This window comes from Clostridium pacaense (assembly GCF_020709765.2).
In the GTDB taxonomy this organism is placed as follows: Bacteria; Bacillota; Clostridia; order Lachnospirales; family Lachnospiraceae; genus Enterocloster; species Enterocloster hominis.
This window is the reverse complement of record NZ_JAJFEB020000025.1, coordinates 47,869-60,992: the sequence shown is the minus strand read 5'-3', so window position 1 is coordinate 60,992 and position 13,124 is coordinate 47,869. Positions and strand designations below refer to the sequence as shown.

Here is a 13,124-nt window from a genome sequence, read left to right as displayed (position 1 = left end):
CAGGGGCGAGGGATGACCAATGAGCAATATTACGATTTAATCAAGCCCTATGAGGATGCAAGGCGTGTGCTGAATACCCGTCTGGAGGTTTTGAATCACAGCCTGTATAAAGAAAAGAATGTTTCCGGCCCCATCCATAATATCCAGAGCCGGCTTAAGGAAAAGAGGAGCATTGAGGATAAGCTCAGGCGTCTTGGATTTACGGACAGCATTGCCAATGCCAGGAACGAGCTTCAGGACATTGCAGGCATACGCGTCATCTGTTATTTTGTGGATGATATCTATAACATGGTAAATATCCTGAAACGCCAGACGGATCTTGTGGAGATTAAGGAAAAGGACTACATACTATCACCCAAGCCCAATGGTTACAGGAGCCTGCACCTGGTTTTAGGCATACCGGTGTACTGTCTGGACACCATGGAGTATTTTCCGGTGGAAGTGCAGTTTAGGACCATGGCCATGGACTTCTGGGCCAGTATGGAGCACCGGGTGTGCTATAAAAAACAGCCGGAGAACAAGGACAGGCTGGAAGCGGAATTCTGCCGTTACGCACATATATTGGAAGAGATTGAAAATGAATTTGAAACGCACAACGAAAGGAAATAGGTGGTTTTAGGACAACCATCCATCAGGCTATCAGGCCGGCATCCGCGGAATTTATCTTCGGATGCCGTTTTTTTGCGCCTTCTGTACATAATAATAGCAAGATAAAGAACAGGAAGGCAGAAATGATATGCAGAAAATATGGATATGCGGTGCAAATGGAAGGGTCGGGCGCAAGCTGACAGGGCTTTTAAGGTCAGAACCGGTGGAGCTTCTCCTGACGGATGTGGATTCCGTGGATATCACGGTTTCAGGGGATGTGATGGAGTATGCGGGAATGAACCGGCCCCATTTCATCATTAACTGCGCAGGGCTTACGGACCTGGCCCGGTGCCAGCGGGAACCGGAGCTTGCGTTTAAGGTAAATGCACTGGGGGCAAGGAATCTCAGCGTGGCCGCCAGGATGGGAAAGGCCAGGCTGGTACAGTTTTCCACGGATGACGTGTTTGACGGGGACAGCCGGGAGCCATATACGGAATTTGATACCCCCGGTCCACAGACCATATATGGGAAATCAAAGCTGGCAGGGGAGAACTTTGTACGGGAATTCTGCAGCAGGCATATCATCATCAGGAGTTCCTGGATATTCGGGGCGGGAAGCCCTTATCTGGGGCAGATCCTAAGGAGGGCGGAACAGGGACAGGTCATACATGCGGCCGCAGACCAGTACGCAGCGCCCACAGGGGCGGAGGAGCTGGCGGAAAAGACAGTGGAACTGATGTACCACGGGGAGGACGGCCTTTATCATGTGACGGGACAGGGAAGCTGCAGCCGTTATGAATTTGCCAGGGAGGCAGTGCGCCTGTCAGGGACCGGCGCCTCGGTGATGCAGGCCCGGGGCGGGGATGATGACCTGAATGCCCTGCGGCCTTCCTACAGCGTACTGGATAACATGATGCTGCGGATTTCCGGCATTGCCCTGCTTCCTGACTGGAAGGTCATGCTGGAAGCGTATATGGAGCAGTGGAGACGCAGGCGTCAGGATCCAGATATGGCTGGTATGGATTGGAGGCAGGGGAGATGAGGACGTTATGGAGGAAGGATGACGGGAGGAAGGATAGGGGAATGGGGAAGAATGGGGCGGAAGAAGGCGGGATGGGGAAGCCGGGGCTTACCACGGCAATTTTCATCGGACTTCTTATGGGAGCGGCTGCCGGGATCCTGTTCCACTATGTGGTACCGGCAGGGCCTTTCAGGGACGGCCTGATGATAGACGGCATTTTCTATGTGATTGGAAATGGGTTCCTGCGTCTCATGCAGATGCTGGTGGTTCCGCTGGTGTTCTGCTCCCTGGTCTGCGGCAGCATGGCCATGGGGGATACCGGGAAGCTGGGACGGATAGGCGTGAAGACGCTGGGCTTTTATCTGGTCACCACCGCCCTTGCCATAACAGCTGCCATCCTTACCGCCAATGTAATCAATCCGGGCCAGGGGCTTGACATGTCGTCCATCGAGGCGGCGGATGTGTCCATTGCAGAGCGGGCCGGGCTGGCGGACACCCTGCTGGATATCATCCCCACCAATCCAATCCATGCCCTGGCAAGCGGGGACATGCTGTCCATCATCCTGTTTGCGCTGTTAGTGGGGGTCATTCTGGCAGGACTTGGGGAAAGCGCTGAGACAGTGGGGAACTTTTTCGGACAGTTCAATGATGTGATGATGCAGATGACCGTGATGGTCATGAAGCTGGCGCCATACGGCGTGTTCTGCCTTACGGCCAGGACATTTTCAGGGATTGGTTTTGATGCGTTCGTCCCTCTTCTCAAATATATGGCAGGCGTCCTCCTTGCACTGGTCATACAGTGTGTGGTGGTTTACATGGTCATACTCAGGATATTTACAGGCTTAAGCCCAAGGGTGTTCCTGAAAAAGTTCCTTCCGGTCATGGGATTTGCCTTCTCCACAGCCACCTCCAATGCAACCATCCCCATGTCGATTGAAACCCTTCACAGGAAAATGGGGGTGTCCAAGCGGGTATCCTCATTCACCATTCCCTTGGGGGCCACCATCAATATGGACGGCACGGCCATCATGCAGGGTGTGGCCGTGGTGTTTGCGGCCCAGGCATTCGGAATCCATCTGTCTGTGGCAGACTATCTGACCGTCATACTCACTGCCACCCTGGCCTCCATCGGCACCGCAGGTGTGCCTGGGGTGGGACTTATCACCCTTTCCATGGTATTTGCATCCGTAGGGCTGCCGGTGGAGGCCATAGCGCTTATCATGGGGATTGACCGTATCCTGGATATGAGCAGGACGGCTGTCAATATAACAGGGGACGCGGTATGTACCACCATTGTGGCCAGTCAGGACGGTTCGCTGGACCGCGGTGTGTTCTACGGCACGGAGATGATGCAGGAGGGGGAGTAAAGATGTCCTTGACGTTCCCTGCTGTGGATTTTATACTGGTATTAGAGCGTGTTTGAAAATTGTTCTAGGGCTGTTGTACGGCATATCAGAGAATACACAGGAGGGAACCATGAGTTTATTTGGACTTGAATTTAAGAGCAGGGAAGAACGGGAGCGGGATGAGCGTGACTATCTGTACCGAATCTTTCCCGGAGGGGACGAGCAGAAGAAAGCGGTTGAGAAGGAGCTGGCCTCCAAGCTGCCCTGGGTGGAAATCCGTGGGTTGATGCTCTATTATATCCTTATGCGTGATGCCATGACAGGGCGGGATGGAGTGGGGTTTGAGGATGCGGTGGCTAAGGTGTCCAAACGCCAGCGCATGATTAAGGTCACGCCGGAGATACTTAAAGTGGTGCGGGCTGTCCTGGACGAGAACGGCTGATACCGTTGCAAAGGAGGTTCCCTGGGGCGGGAGAAAAGACGGGATGCGGTATGTGACACCGGACAATCCCGTTGCATCCTTTCGTTCCTAATGAAGGCGGACCGAACCGGCCGGGCGGTTCAGGAACCATGCGGCCGGTTTTCGATTAATAGGATTAGGCTTATAGGATTAGGATTACAGACAACACAGATTACAGACAACAAAAAACCTCACAGGTTCACCTGCGAGGCTTTTTTCATGCGCCAGAGAAGATTCGAACTCCCGACACTACGGTCCGTAGCCGTATGCTCTATCCAGCTGAGCTACTGACGCATGCTGCTGCTTGTTTATCTCTAACAGCGCAAGAGCTATTATATCCCATTTGGAGATAAATGTCAATGGTTTTTGGAAAAAAATTTTATAGTCCATTGTAATAAACATTTAATACAAATGACAGATATTGATATCTGCATTATGCTATATTATGACTATAAGATATGGCGCGATGAATGGTCTGTTTGGAGGAGGTGGATGCAATGCGTATAACTGGTTTAATGGCAATGCTGTCCTTATCTGTGGTTCTTACCACAGGATGTAAGGCATCTGTTATTGATGGAACGGAGCCTGATGTGACAATCAGCGGGGAAGACAGGGGAGGCATGGCAACGGGGACGGAAGAGGACGCGGCTGTCTGGTTTTTGGATACAGACATAGAGTGGACCCAGGCAAAAGAAACGGAATTGCCCGAACGGCTGCGTGGGAACTATATACGGCTGGACAAACCACTGCGGTTTATCCCGGTTTCGGAATCAGGATACTTGGCACAGGTGCGTGAATTCATGAAAGCATATGATGGATCCCTGCCTGTATATTTTAGCGCCCATAATGAGGCGGTCATGATTAAACTCCAGGAAGAGGGGATAATTGATGCCTACTATGAAATAAAGGAGCTTGACCCGAAACAGCAGGAAACCGGACCGCAGACCTTTGCTGTGTATAAGGATTCCCTTGAATTCTGGGGCAGTTACCTTGCTATGGTCTTACCGGCCTCATCTTCCAATCAAAGCAGCGATTACGGGCAGCTGCCGGAAGTAATCATGTCATCCGGCATGCTGACTGATTTCATCCGTAAACCGGATATGACAAAGTATGTTGATTCCGTGGACCGCCGCTGCTTTACATTTACAGGCGGCAATGAGGAATGGGATTTTGAGTACCAGGTGGATGGCTCCATTACACTTTACAATATGGATGGCCGTCTGAGTTCAGAGAGTGAATGCCAGTATGAGGTAACCGCATCTTACAAAAAAGGCCTGGATGTATTGAATCAGACGAAAAAACTTGCTATTTCTTATGAAACTTCCGTGGGAGGCGGGTCCCTCAGCGATGCCATACCATACAGGGACACGGTATTCAAGCTCCGCGGCGCAAGCAGGGGCGGGGCGATTGTGCAGGGTGATGAAGTAATCCGGGTAACTGTGACCATGGATGATAAAACAGAAACCTTTGACCTGGTAAATGAAGAACTGCAACAAAAACATTGAAAAGAGATATCCCCTATGGTATTATTATTTTCATAAGTCAATTAATTCGGAAGAGGATGCAATGACGCAGAAAAAAGTTGTACTGCGTCTTTTTGTGTATGAGGCCGAACAAAAAGGAGGAGCATCTATGAAAAGAAAATTAAGCCTGGTACTTGCACTGATGATGGCTGCCGGTCTGGGACTGTCCGGCTGCGGCGGTCAGGGCGGCAGCACGCCAGCAACCCAGCCGGGAGCGGCAGAGAGCAGCGCTTCGGGAGACGCCCAGGGAGCGGGCGCAGGACAGAGCGTGGGCGATACCGGCATTGACACAACGGGTTTCCTTTACGTTGCCCTGAATGCGGATATCCAGACAGCGGACATGCAGAAGACATCCAAGGATTATCAGATTCCCATTAATATCTATGACAGTCTCTGTGAAATCAAGGTTGCGGATGACGGGACATCCTCCATTGAACCGTGTCTGGCAGAGAAGTGGGACATCAGCGACGACGGCATGGAATACACCTTTTACCTGAGAAAAGGCGTGAAGTTCCATAATGGCGAGGAACTGAAGGCCAGTGATGTGAAATATACATTCGAGCGCATGCTTACGGTACAGGGAGGGACCAACTCCGAATTCCTGGACCAGATAAAAGGCTCCTCAGAGCTGTTTGAGGGAACCGCAACTGAGCTGGAAGGCTTCGAAATCCTGGATGACTACACATTTAAGCTGACCCTTAAGGAACCGTATTCCGGTTTCCTGGCCTGCATCTCCACCCCGGCCGTATGCATTTACAATGAAAAGGCCACCGAGGAAGCAGGGGACCAGTTCGGCCTTGACCCGGCCCTGACCGTTGGCACCGGCCCCTTTAAGTTTGCCAGCTGGACTTACAATGACCAGCTTGTACTTGTGAGGAACGATGATTATTTCCAGGGAGCCAGCCAGCTTCCGGGCGTTGTAATCAAGATCGTGCCTGATACTGAGACACAGACCATGATGTTTGAGAGCGGCCAGCTGGATCTTCTGGACATGGACTATATGACAGAGCAGATTGACCGTTTCCAGGAGACTTATCCGGACCAGATGGTTTCCGGACCGCGTCTTGGAACAACCTACTTTACCATGAACCAGAAGATAGAACCGTTTAACAACCTGCAGGTCAGGAAAGCGGTCCAGATGGCAATTGACCGCCAGGTAATCCTGGACACACTTTACGGCGGCAAGGGCCAGCTGGAGAACGGTATCTTCCCGCACGGCCTGATTGGCTTTAACCCGGATATGCCTGAAATCAAATATGACCCCGAAGGCGCCAAGGCCCTGCTTGCAGAGGCAGGATACCCGGACGGATTCACCATGGAGATTGCGGCTGATATGTCGGCTTCCGACACCATGACCATGGCCCTTGAGATCATCAAGGAGCAGCTGGCCCAGGTGGGAATCAATGCGGAGATTAAGAATTATGATGAGTCCACATGGCTGGAGACAAGGAAATCCGGCGAGCTTGGTTCCTTCATTTCCACATGGACGGCTGATTACAATGACCCGGATAACTTTATCTACACCTTCTTCGGCAATGTGGAGAAAACCACGGCCCGTTCCCTGAACTATCCGGATACAGCCGTGATGGAGCGCGTGGCAAAGGCCAGGACCATCCTGGATAACGATGAGCGCATGAAGGAATACAATGCCCTGGAGGAGAAAATCATATCAGAGGATGCTGCATGGGTTCCCATGTTTTCCAGACTCCACCTCTTCGCTGTTTCCAAGCGCGTGCAGAACTTTAAGGTTGCCTGGAACGGCCTCAGCGACAATGATTTCTATCCGCTGTCCATTTCAGAATAAATTACGGCTGCCTTGACGGGGCCATACATATGATATTAGTCCGGCGTCCGCCGGACTGCCTGGGTGCCGCATATACTGCGGCACCTTTGGCAGATGTGCGGAGTGCCCTCAGAAACCTCTTTGCCTGTCAAGGTGGTTTCTGAGAGTACTCCCAGAAGGAAGAAGGGGGTAATCCAGTGCTTAAAAAATGTCTGAAACGAATCCTGATATCCATACCGGTCCTTATAGGCGTTGTCCTGATTATTTTCATCATGCTGAGGATCATACCCGGCAATCCGGTCACCACCATGCTGGGCGAGCATGTGAACCAGGCCATCATTGACAAGGTCAGCCGGGAAATGGGTCTGGACCAGCCGCTGTATATCCAGTTTTTCCGGTATGTGGGCAATGCCCTTAAAGGGGATTTTGGCACTTCCTACCGGCTGAACCGGAATGTGACAGGAATCATACTGGAAGCATTTCCTAACACGGTCAAGCTTTCCGTGTGCGCGGCCGTGGTGGCCTGGATCATCGGAATCACTGCCGGGATTGTGGCTGCCGTGAAACAGAACAGGCTGTTGGACCGCCTGTTCATGGGATGCGCCCTGCTGGGGGTTTCCATGCCTGTATTCATGACCGCGCTTGTGCTTCAGTACGTATTTGCATTCAAGCTTAAACTGTTTCCGGTATCCGGATATGATTCCCTGGCTGCCATGGTGCTGCCGGCCATTGTCCTTGGGTGGAACTCGGCGGGAAGCATTGCCCGCATGACGCGTTCCAACCTGGTGGAGGCCATGCAGGGGGATTACATACGCACGGCCAGGGCCAAGGGACTCAGGGAATGGGGCGTCATTGTCCATCACGCCCTTAAGAACGCCATGCTGCCTGTGGTCACCATGATGGCGCTCCAGGTTTCCAGCATGCTTTCAGGAGCCGTGCTGACTGAGAGCGTGTTCGGGATTCCGGGAATCGGACGTCTGGCGGTGAACGCCATTGAGACAAGGGACATGCCTCTTTTGCAGGGCACAGTCATCTTTACAACCATTCTTGTAATTGCAGGAAACCTGGTAGCGGATATGCTGTATTCGGTACTGGATCCGAGAATCAGGGAGGGCGCATGATGAATGAGGAAAAAATAACAACAATCAATTCCCTGGATGTGGAGTCACAGATAGGGGAATCCGAGACACTGCTGGACCAGATGAAGACCATGGTCCGCCAGAATAAACTGGCTGCATTTGCGGCAATTGTAATCATCGTGATTGCGCTGGCCGCCATATTCGCACCGCTGGCAGCGCCCTATGACCCATACGCCCAGACACTGACCGATCGGCTTCAGGCGCCCGGCGCGGCCCACCTTCTGGGAACGGACGAGCTGGGACGGGACCTGTTCAGCCGGATTATATACGGAGCAAGGGTATCCCTGCTTGTAGGGCTTGTCCCCACGCTGATTTCTATGGCAATCGGAACCGTCCTGGGGCTGCTGGCCGGTTTTTACGGCGGCAGGGTTGACTTTGCAATCATGCGCCTGGCAGATGTGATGCTTGCATTTCCCTCCCTGCTTCTGGCTCTGGTCATTACCTATACCATAGGCGGCGGCCTTGTGAGTATTTTCGCGGCGCTGATCCTGGTGAACTGGGCAGGGACGGCCCGGATTGTCCGCTCCCAGACCCTTTCCCTGAAAGAGGCGGAGTATGTGGAGGCGGCCCGTTCCATCGGCGTGAAGAAGTGGAGGATTATGTTCCGGCACATCCTTCCCAACTGCCTGCCGTCCCTGATTGTGCTGTTTACCCTTAACATACCGGCGGCCATACTGACGGAGTCTTCCTTAAGCTTCCTTGGGGCAGGGCTGCAGCCGCCGTCAGCCAGCTGGGGACTTGCGGTTGTCCGCGGCAAGAAGTACCTTTTCTCCGAACCGTGGCTTTCCATTGCGCCCAGCGTGGCAATCATGATTGTGGTCATGGCATTTAACTTCCTTGGCGACGGCCTCAGGGATGTGCTTGACCCGTATTTAAAAGAACAATAGGAGGCAGGCGGATGAACAGGGAAAATGCTTTGACACAAGAAAATGCTTTGACCGGGGACAATGCCCCGGCAGGGAACAATGTACTGACAATTGAGAACCTGCAGTCCTATTTTTTCACAGCCAGGGGTACGGTCCCGGCGGTGGATGATGTGACCATCGAGGTGCCTGCGGGCAAGATAATCGGCCTGGTAGGCGAGTCCGGGTGCGGGAAGAGCATGACGGCCATGTCCGTGATGGGGCTTCTGCGCCACCCCGGCAAAGTGGTGGGAGGAAGGATTACCCTGGACGGCAGGGACATTACCTATCTGAATCCAAAGGAGAGGGCCAGGGTGCGCGGCAATGAGATATCCATGATTTTCCAGGAACCCATGACCTCCCTGAATCCCGTGTATCCGGTGGGAAGGCAGGTCCAGGAAGCCATCCTTCTGCACCAGAAGGTATCAAAGGCCGAGGCCAGCCGTCAGGTGATTGAGATATTTAAGGAGGTGGGGATCCCGGAGCCGGAGAAGCGTTACCATTCCTATCCCCATCAGCTTTCCGGCGGCCTGCGCCAGCGTGTGATGATAGGAATGGCCATGGTCTGTAAGCCCAAGGTCATGATTGCAGACGAGCCGACCACGGCCCTGGACGTTACCATAGAGGCGCAGATACTGCGTCTGATGAAACGCCTGCGGGACGAACAGGGAACATCCATTATCCTGATAACCCACAATATGGGAGTGGTGGAAGAGGTGTGCGATTACGTCTACGTCATGTACGCGGGCAAGGTAATGGAGCAGGCAGAGGTATTCGACCTGTTTGGGAACACCAGCCACCCCTATACCCAGGGACTGTTAAAGTCCATACCCAAACTGGATAGCAGGGAGGAGCGGCTCTATACCATAGAAGGTGTGGTACCCAACCTCCTGCATCTGCCGGCAGGCTGCAATTTCTGCAACCGCTGTAAAAAGGCGGAGGCGCGGTGCATGGAGGAAAAGCCCGGACTGTACGGGATTGGGACAGATGAAAACGGCATGAGCCACAAGGTACGGTGTTTCCTTTATGAAGATAGGGGGCAGAAGGACACGGCCCCTGAATCATGCGGCCTGGATGGACAGGCAGGCTCATCCTGCGGGGAGGTGGCGGAAGATGGCAGATAAGAAAATACTTCTGGAGGCCAGGGACCTTGTAAAGGAATTTGCCCTTGAAGGCGGCAAAAAAGGAAAAAATGTGGTGCACGCGGTATCCGGTGTGAACCTAAAGATATACGAAGGCGAGACGCTGGCCCTGGTAGGCGAGTCAGGCTGCGGCAAAAGCACATTGGGGCGCACCCTGATTAAGCTCATAGAGGCCACATCCGGTACCGTTGAATTTGACGGGACAGACATCACCAGGATGAAGGACAGGGAATTTACGGAAATCCGGCGTCAGATGCAGATCATCTTCCAGGATCCGTACGCATCCTTAAATCCCCGTATGAACGTAAGGGAAATCATCTCAGAACCACTTACCACCCACGGCCTTGCCAGGACAAAGGACGAGATTGACCGCCAGGTCAAGGAGCTGATGGATGAGGTGGGAATCCCAAGGGAGTTCATCAACCGGTACCCCCACCAGTTCTCAGGCGGACAGCGCCAGAGAATCGGTATTGCAAGGGCCATAGCCCTGCATCCCAGGCTGATCATATGCGACGAGCCGGTATCCGCCCTGGACGTATCCATCCAGTCCCAGGTATTAAACCTGTTAAAAGACCTGCAGGAACAGTACCAGCTGACCTACCTGTTCATTTCCCATGACCTGAGTGTGGTGAAGTTCATATCCGACCGGGTCTGCGTCATGTTCCTGGGCATGGTCTGCGAGATAGGGGACACCCATGAACTTTACGACCATCCCCTGCATCCATACACCCATTTCCTGCTCAACGCCATACCAAAAGCAGACCCCAGGCTTCGCAGCGATGAAAAAGAACTCCTGACAGGCGAAATCCCCAGCCCCGTAAACCCTCCCTCCGGCTGCCGCTTCCACACAAGATGCCCATACGCAAAAGACATCTGCAGCCAAACCGTGCCAGAAGGAAAAACAATCGGGGAACGCCAGGTGTTCTGCCACTTTCCGCTGACATAAAGGAAATAAGTCTGGCATAGGGTGGCTGGAAGTAGAACAGATACGGAATAAGGCTGATACAGCGTAGAGCAGATACGGAATAAGGCTGAAGCAGTGCAGAACAGATACGGAATAAGGCTGATACAGTGCAGAGCAGATACGGAATAAGGCTGAAGCAGTGCAGAACAGATACGGAATAAGGCTGATACAGCGTAGAGTAGATACAGAATAAGACAGATTCAAAACAGAACAGAATCCAAATCAAAAGAAAATCCCAACAGACAGAATGCCGCAGTCCCACATAAACATCAATCAAGTTTTGTGGACCCGCGGCATTTTGATATTTCTGATACATTCCAATAATTGAAGTAAACCCTCTGACAGTCAGACACATCCAATAAAATCAAAGCCGGAATCACGAAACAATCAGAAAAGCCTAAGCCTGTCAACCATCCCACCGGTACAGATTGAATGGATGCAGGCGCGAGGAAACGTAGTGGGTGAGCGGAAGGAGGCTGGGGGCGGTGGATGCATCTACAGGTGCGTGTAGTTCTTGGGCTGTGGGAAGCGGCGTTAAGAGGCTGGCGCCCTTTGTCTGAGCCCAGTAACTAAAATCAAGGAAAAGAGCAGCAGCGAGTTAGGGCAGAAGCCTCTTGTTTTTAGCCGGTTCCCAGAGTCCTAGGTCGTGTTTGAAAATTCATTCCCGCCATCTGCACGCCCCACTTCGCGGCATATTTGGTCCCAATTCGGTCAACGTAGCCCGCTACGCCTCCCTCATCGGGACCAAATCTCCCACAAAGTGGAACGCACAGCTGACGGAAAGCAATTTTCAAACACGACCTAGAACTACTAGCACCGCAGCCGTATCCACCTCCCCCAGCCCCCTTCCGCTCACGGACGCCACCACCTCCCCGTCCGCACCCCAAAATCCCTCCGCACCTAAAATCCTTCCATCACCTAAACACCCCAATACAATACCCAATCACCACCCAAAGCACGGACAGGATCCACAGAGGCACAAATGAGAATTTCACATAATCCGCCAACTCCGTGCCATCGGCCAGGTCGCAGGCCAGATAGATCTGAGGCTGGGCAACCGGGGAAATCATGGCGCCCATGTTCATGAGAAGTGTAAGCACCACTATTTCATTGGGAACGCCGAATTTGCTGCTTACCCCGGCAACAATGGGGACCAGGGCATACTGCCATATATCATTGGTGAAGATAAGCATGAGCGGGGTGGAAAACAGTGCAATGATAAGATATACCCATGGTCCCATGGTACCGGGGATGATACGGATAAGGAAATCCACCATGGCATCCATCATTCCGCTTTCAGACAGCACCCCGACCACTACTCCGGACAGGAATACGGCGCAGGCAGTGGAATACATTTCCTGGGAATATTTCTTTAACAGGCTTCCCTGGAGTTTCAGGTCAGGGTAGTTGACGCTGAGGGCCACAATCAGGCCAATGGCAAATACAAAGTAGTCCGGGCAGGGCACGACGCTGAGTCCGATTATAAGAAGGATTGTCCAGACCAGGTTGAACCAGAACAATTTAGGCCGTTTCAGTTCAGAAGCTTCCATCACCGTCCGGGTGTCCACGTCCGCGCTTACCTGCCCTGCGCCTTTCTTCATCTGCAGCCGTGCAAGGATTACGGCAAGGACAATGCAGAGTGCGATGTAAATCAGCATCATGGGAAGCATTTTCATGAAAATGTAGTTCTGTGGACTTTCGATTCCCTCTAAGAGCGTGGCCGCCCTTAAGGTCCTGCCGTTCCATGGCGTAACGAACAGGGCGCACATGGTGGCGGAACACAGCAGCAGAAGGACCTTGGGGTCAATCTTCAGCTTTTTGTAAAGGGGCAGCATCATGGGGATGGTAACCAGATAAGTGGAGGTGACGCTTCCGTCAATTTCCGTAATCAGGGATACCAGCACCGTGATGATACAGATTACGGTGACACTGAGCCTGGTGTGTTTCAACAGGAATTCAACCATGATGTCGAACAGTCCTGCTTCCGACATGACGGAGAAGTATGGCAGGGAAAAGAAGATGATGAACATCAGGTCCCTGGTTTTTCCCAGGCCGGAATTGATATAGCCGCATATCTCCGGGACACTGGCGCCGATTAAAAAGGCGCCAATGATGGGAATGATTGTAAATGCAAACAAGGTGCTGACTTTCTTCTTTAAGAGCAGCGTGGTGATTAATATCATCATCGCGAAGCCTATAATTGCGGTATAACTCATGTTTCATTATCCTCCCATTATTTGTTTTCTGCTGCAGGAG

The 13,124-nt window shown here is 52.5% G+C and carries 12 protein-coding genes, 1 tRNA gene and 1 pseudogene; 11 read left to right on the top strand and 3 right to left on the bottom strand.

The window, feature by feature from the left end:
* The first annotated feature begins 12 nt into the window (after positions 1–12).
* The 4 genes from LK536_RS54990 to LK536_RS54975 all read left to right on the top strand — a co-directional run bounded on the left by LK536_RS54990 (position 13) and on the right by LK536_RS54975 (position 3,397).
* Positions 13–609, top strand: a complete 597-nt coding sequence (locus LK536_RS54990) for a GTP pyrophosphokinase (RefSeq protein ID WP_040380151.1) — start codon at positions 13–15, stop codon at positions 607–609.
* 127 nt (positions 610–736) lie between these two features.
* Positions 737–1,630 carry a dTDP-4-dehydrorhamnose reductase gene (gene rfbD / locus LK536_RS54985; RefSeq protein ID WP_227796598.1) on the top strand — a complete coding sequence of 298 codons (894 nt, stop codon included), beginning with the start codon at positions 737–739 and terminating at the stop codon, positions 1,628–1,630.
* A 41-nt stretch (positions 1,631–1,671) separates the two neighbouring features.
* Complete coding sequence (locus LK536_RS54980) at positions 1,672–2,976, top strand: dicarboxylate/amino acid:cation symporter (RefSeq protein WP_130790008.1); 1,305 nt, start codon at positions 1,672–1,674, stop codon at positions 2,974–2,976.
* A gap of 109 nt (positions 2,977–3,085) precedes the next feature.
* A complete protein-coding gene (locus LK536_RS54975; RefSeq protein WP_025485788.1) occupies positions 3,086–3,397 on the top strand; it encodes a hypothetical protein in 312 nt (103 codons plus the stop codon).
* Between the two features lie 238 nt (positions 3,398–3,635).
* On the opposite strand, the gene LK536_RS54970 is transcribed toward LK536_RS54975, so the two are convergent.
* A tRNA-Arg gene (locus LK536_RS54970) sits at positions 3,636–3,709 on the bottom strand.
* 203 nt (positions 3,710–3,912) lie between these two features.
* Between LK536_RS54970 and LK536_RS54965 the strand changes: the two genes are divergently transcribed.
* From LK536_RS54965 to LK536_RS54940, 6 genes are all read left to right on the top strand, one after another.
* Positions 3,913–4,920, top strand: coding sequence for a hypothetical protein (locus LK536_RS54965; RefSeq protein ID WP_227796599.1), 1,008 nt, complete (start codon positions 3,913–3,915; stop codon positions 4,918–4,920).
* 127 nt (positions 4,921–5,047) lie between these two features.
* Positions 5,048–6,742 (top strand): ABC transporter substrate-binding protein, encoded by a 1,695-nt coding sequence (locus LK536_RS54960; protein ID WP_025485791.1) that lies wholly within the window; start codon positions 5,048–5,050, stop codon positions 6,740–6,742.
* Between the two features lie 176 nt (positions 6,743–6,918).
* Positions 6,919–7,842, top strand: a complete 924-nt coding sequence (locus LK536_RS54955) for an ABC transporter permease (RefSeq protein WP_008719390.1) — start codon at positions 6,919–6,921, stop codon at positions 7,840–7,842.
* Positions 7,842–8,747, top strand: a complete 906-nt coding sequence (locus LK536_RS54950; protein WP_008719388.1) for an ABC transporter permease — start codon at positions 7,842–7,844, stop codon at positions 8,745–8,747. The genes LK536_RS54955 and LK536_RS54950 overlap by 1 nt, the downstream gene beginning before the upstream one ends.
* An 11-nt stretch (positions 8,748–8,758) precedes the next feature.
* A complete protein-coding gene (locus tag LK536_RS54945) occupies positions 8,759–9,886 on the top strand; it encodes an ABC transporter ATP-binding protein (RefSeq protein ID WP_227796600.1) in 1,128 nt (375 codons plus the stop codon).
* Complete coding sequence (locus LK536_RS54940; protein ID WP_227796601.1) at positions 9,876–10,850, top strand: ABC transporter ATP-binding protein; 975 nt, start codon at positions 9,876–9,878, stop codon at positions 10,848–10,850. The genes LK536_RS54945 and LK536_RS54940 overlap by 11 nt, the downstream gene beginning before the upstream one ends.
* A 638-nt stretch (positions 10,851–11,488) precedes the next feature.
* Here LK536_RS54940 and LK536_RS54935 read toward each other — a convergent pair.
* The gene (locus tag LK536_RS54935) at positions 11,489–11,662 is read right to left on the bottom strand and encodes a DUF6783 domain-containing protein (protein ID WP_329602257.1); all 174 of its coding nucleotides are present in this window, start codon (positions 11,660–11,662) and stop codon (positions 11,489–11,491) included.
* On the opposite strand from LK536_RS54935, the pseudogene LK536_RS54930 reads away from it, so the two are divergent.
* Positions 11,579–11,854: pseudogene (locus LK536_RS54930) on the top strand (DUF6783 domain-containing protein); the annotation flags it as partial. The gene LK536_RS54935 and the pseudogene LK536_RS54930 overlap by 84 nt on opposite strands.
* Here the strand turns inward: LK536_RS54930 and LK536_RS54925 are convergent.
* The gene (locus tag LK536_RS54925; RefSeq protein ID WP_008719381.1) at positions 11,783–13,084 is read right to left on the bottom strand and encodes an SLC13 family permease; all 1,302 of its coding nucleotides are present in this window, start codon (positions 13,082–13,084) and stop codon (positions 11,783–11,785) included. The pseudogene LK536_RS54930 and the gene LK536_RS54925 overlap by 72 nt on opposite strands.
* Positions 13,085–13,124: the final 40 nt, after the last annotated feature.

Coding starts and splice junctions, on each gene's coding strand:
- LK536_RS54990 (WP_040380151.1), top strand. CDS start 13: ATGACCAATGAGCAATATTACGATTTAATCAAGCCCTATGAGGATGCA.
- rfbD (WP_227796598.1), top strand. CDS start 737: ATGCAGAAAATATGGATATGCGGTGCAAATGGAAGGGTCGGGCGCAAG.
- LK536_RS54980 (WP_130790008.1), top strand. CDS start 1,672: ATGGGGAAGAATGGGGCGGAAGAAGGCGGGATGGGGAAGCCGGGGCTT.
- LK536_RS54975 (WP_025485788.1), top strand. CDS start 3,086: ATGAGTTTATTTGGACTTGAATTTAAGAGCAGGGAAGAACGGGAGCGG.
- LK536_RS54965 (WP_227796599.1), top strand. CDS start 3,913: ATGCGTATAACTGGTTTAATGGCAATGCTGTCCTTATCTGTGGTTCTT.
- LK536_RS54960 (WP_025485791.1), top strand. CDS start 5,048: ATGAAAAGAAAATTAAGCCTGGTACTTGCACTGATGATGGCTGCCGGT.
- LK536_RS54950 (WP_008719388.1), top strand. CDS start 7,842: ATGAATGAGGAAAAAATAACAACAATCAATTCCCTGGATGTGGAGTCA.
- LK536_RS54945 (WP_227796600.1), top strand. CDS start 8,759: ATGAACAGGGAAAATGCTTTGACACAAGAAAATGCTTTGACCGGGGAC.
- LK536_RS54940 (WP_227796601.1), top strand. CDS start 9,876: ATGGCAGATAAGAAAATACTTCTGGAGGCCAGGGACCTTGTAAAGGAA.
- LK536_RS54925 (WP_008719381.1), bottom strand. CDS start 13,084: ATGAGTTATACCGCAATTATAGGCTTCGCGATGATGATATTAATCACC.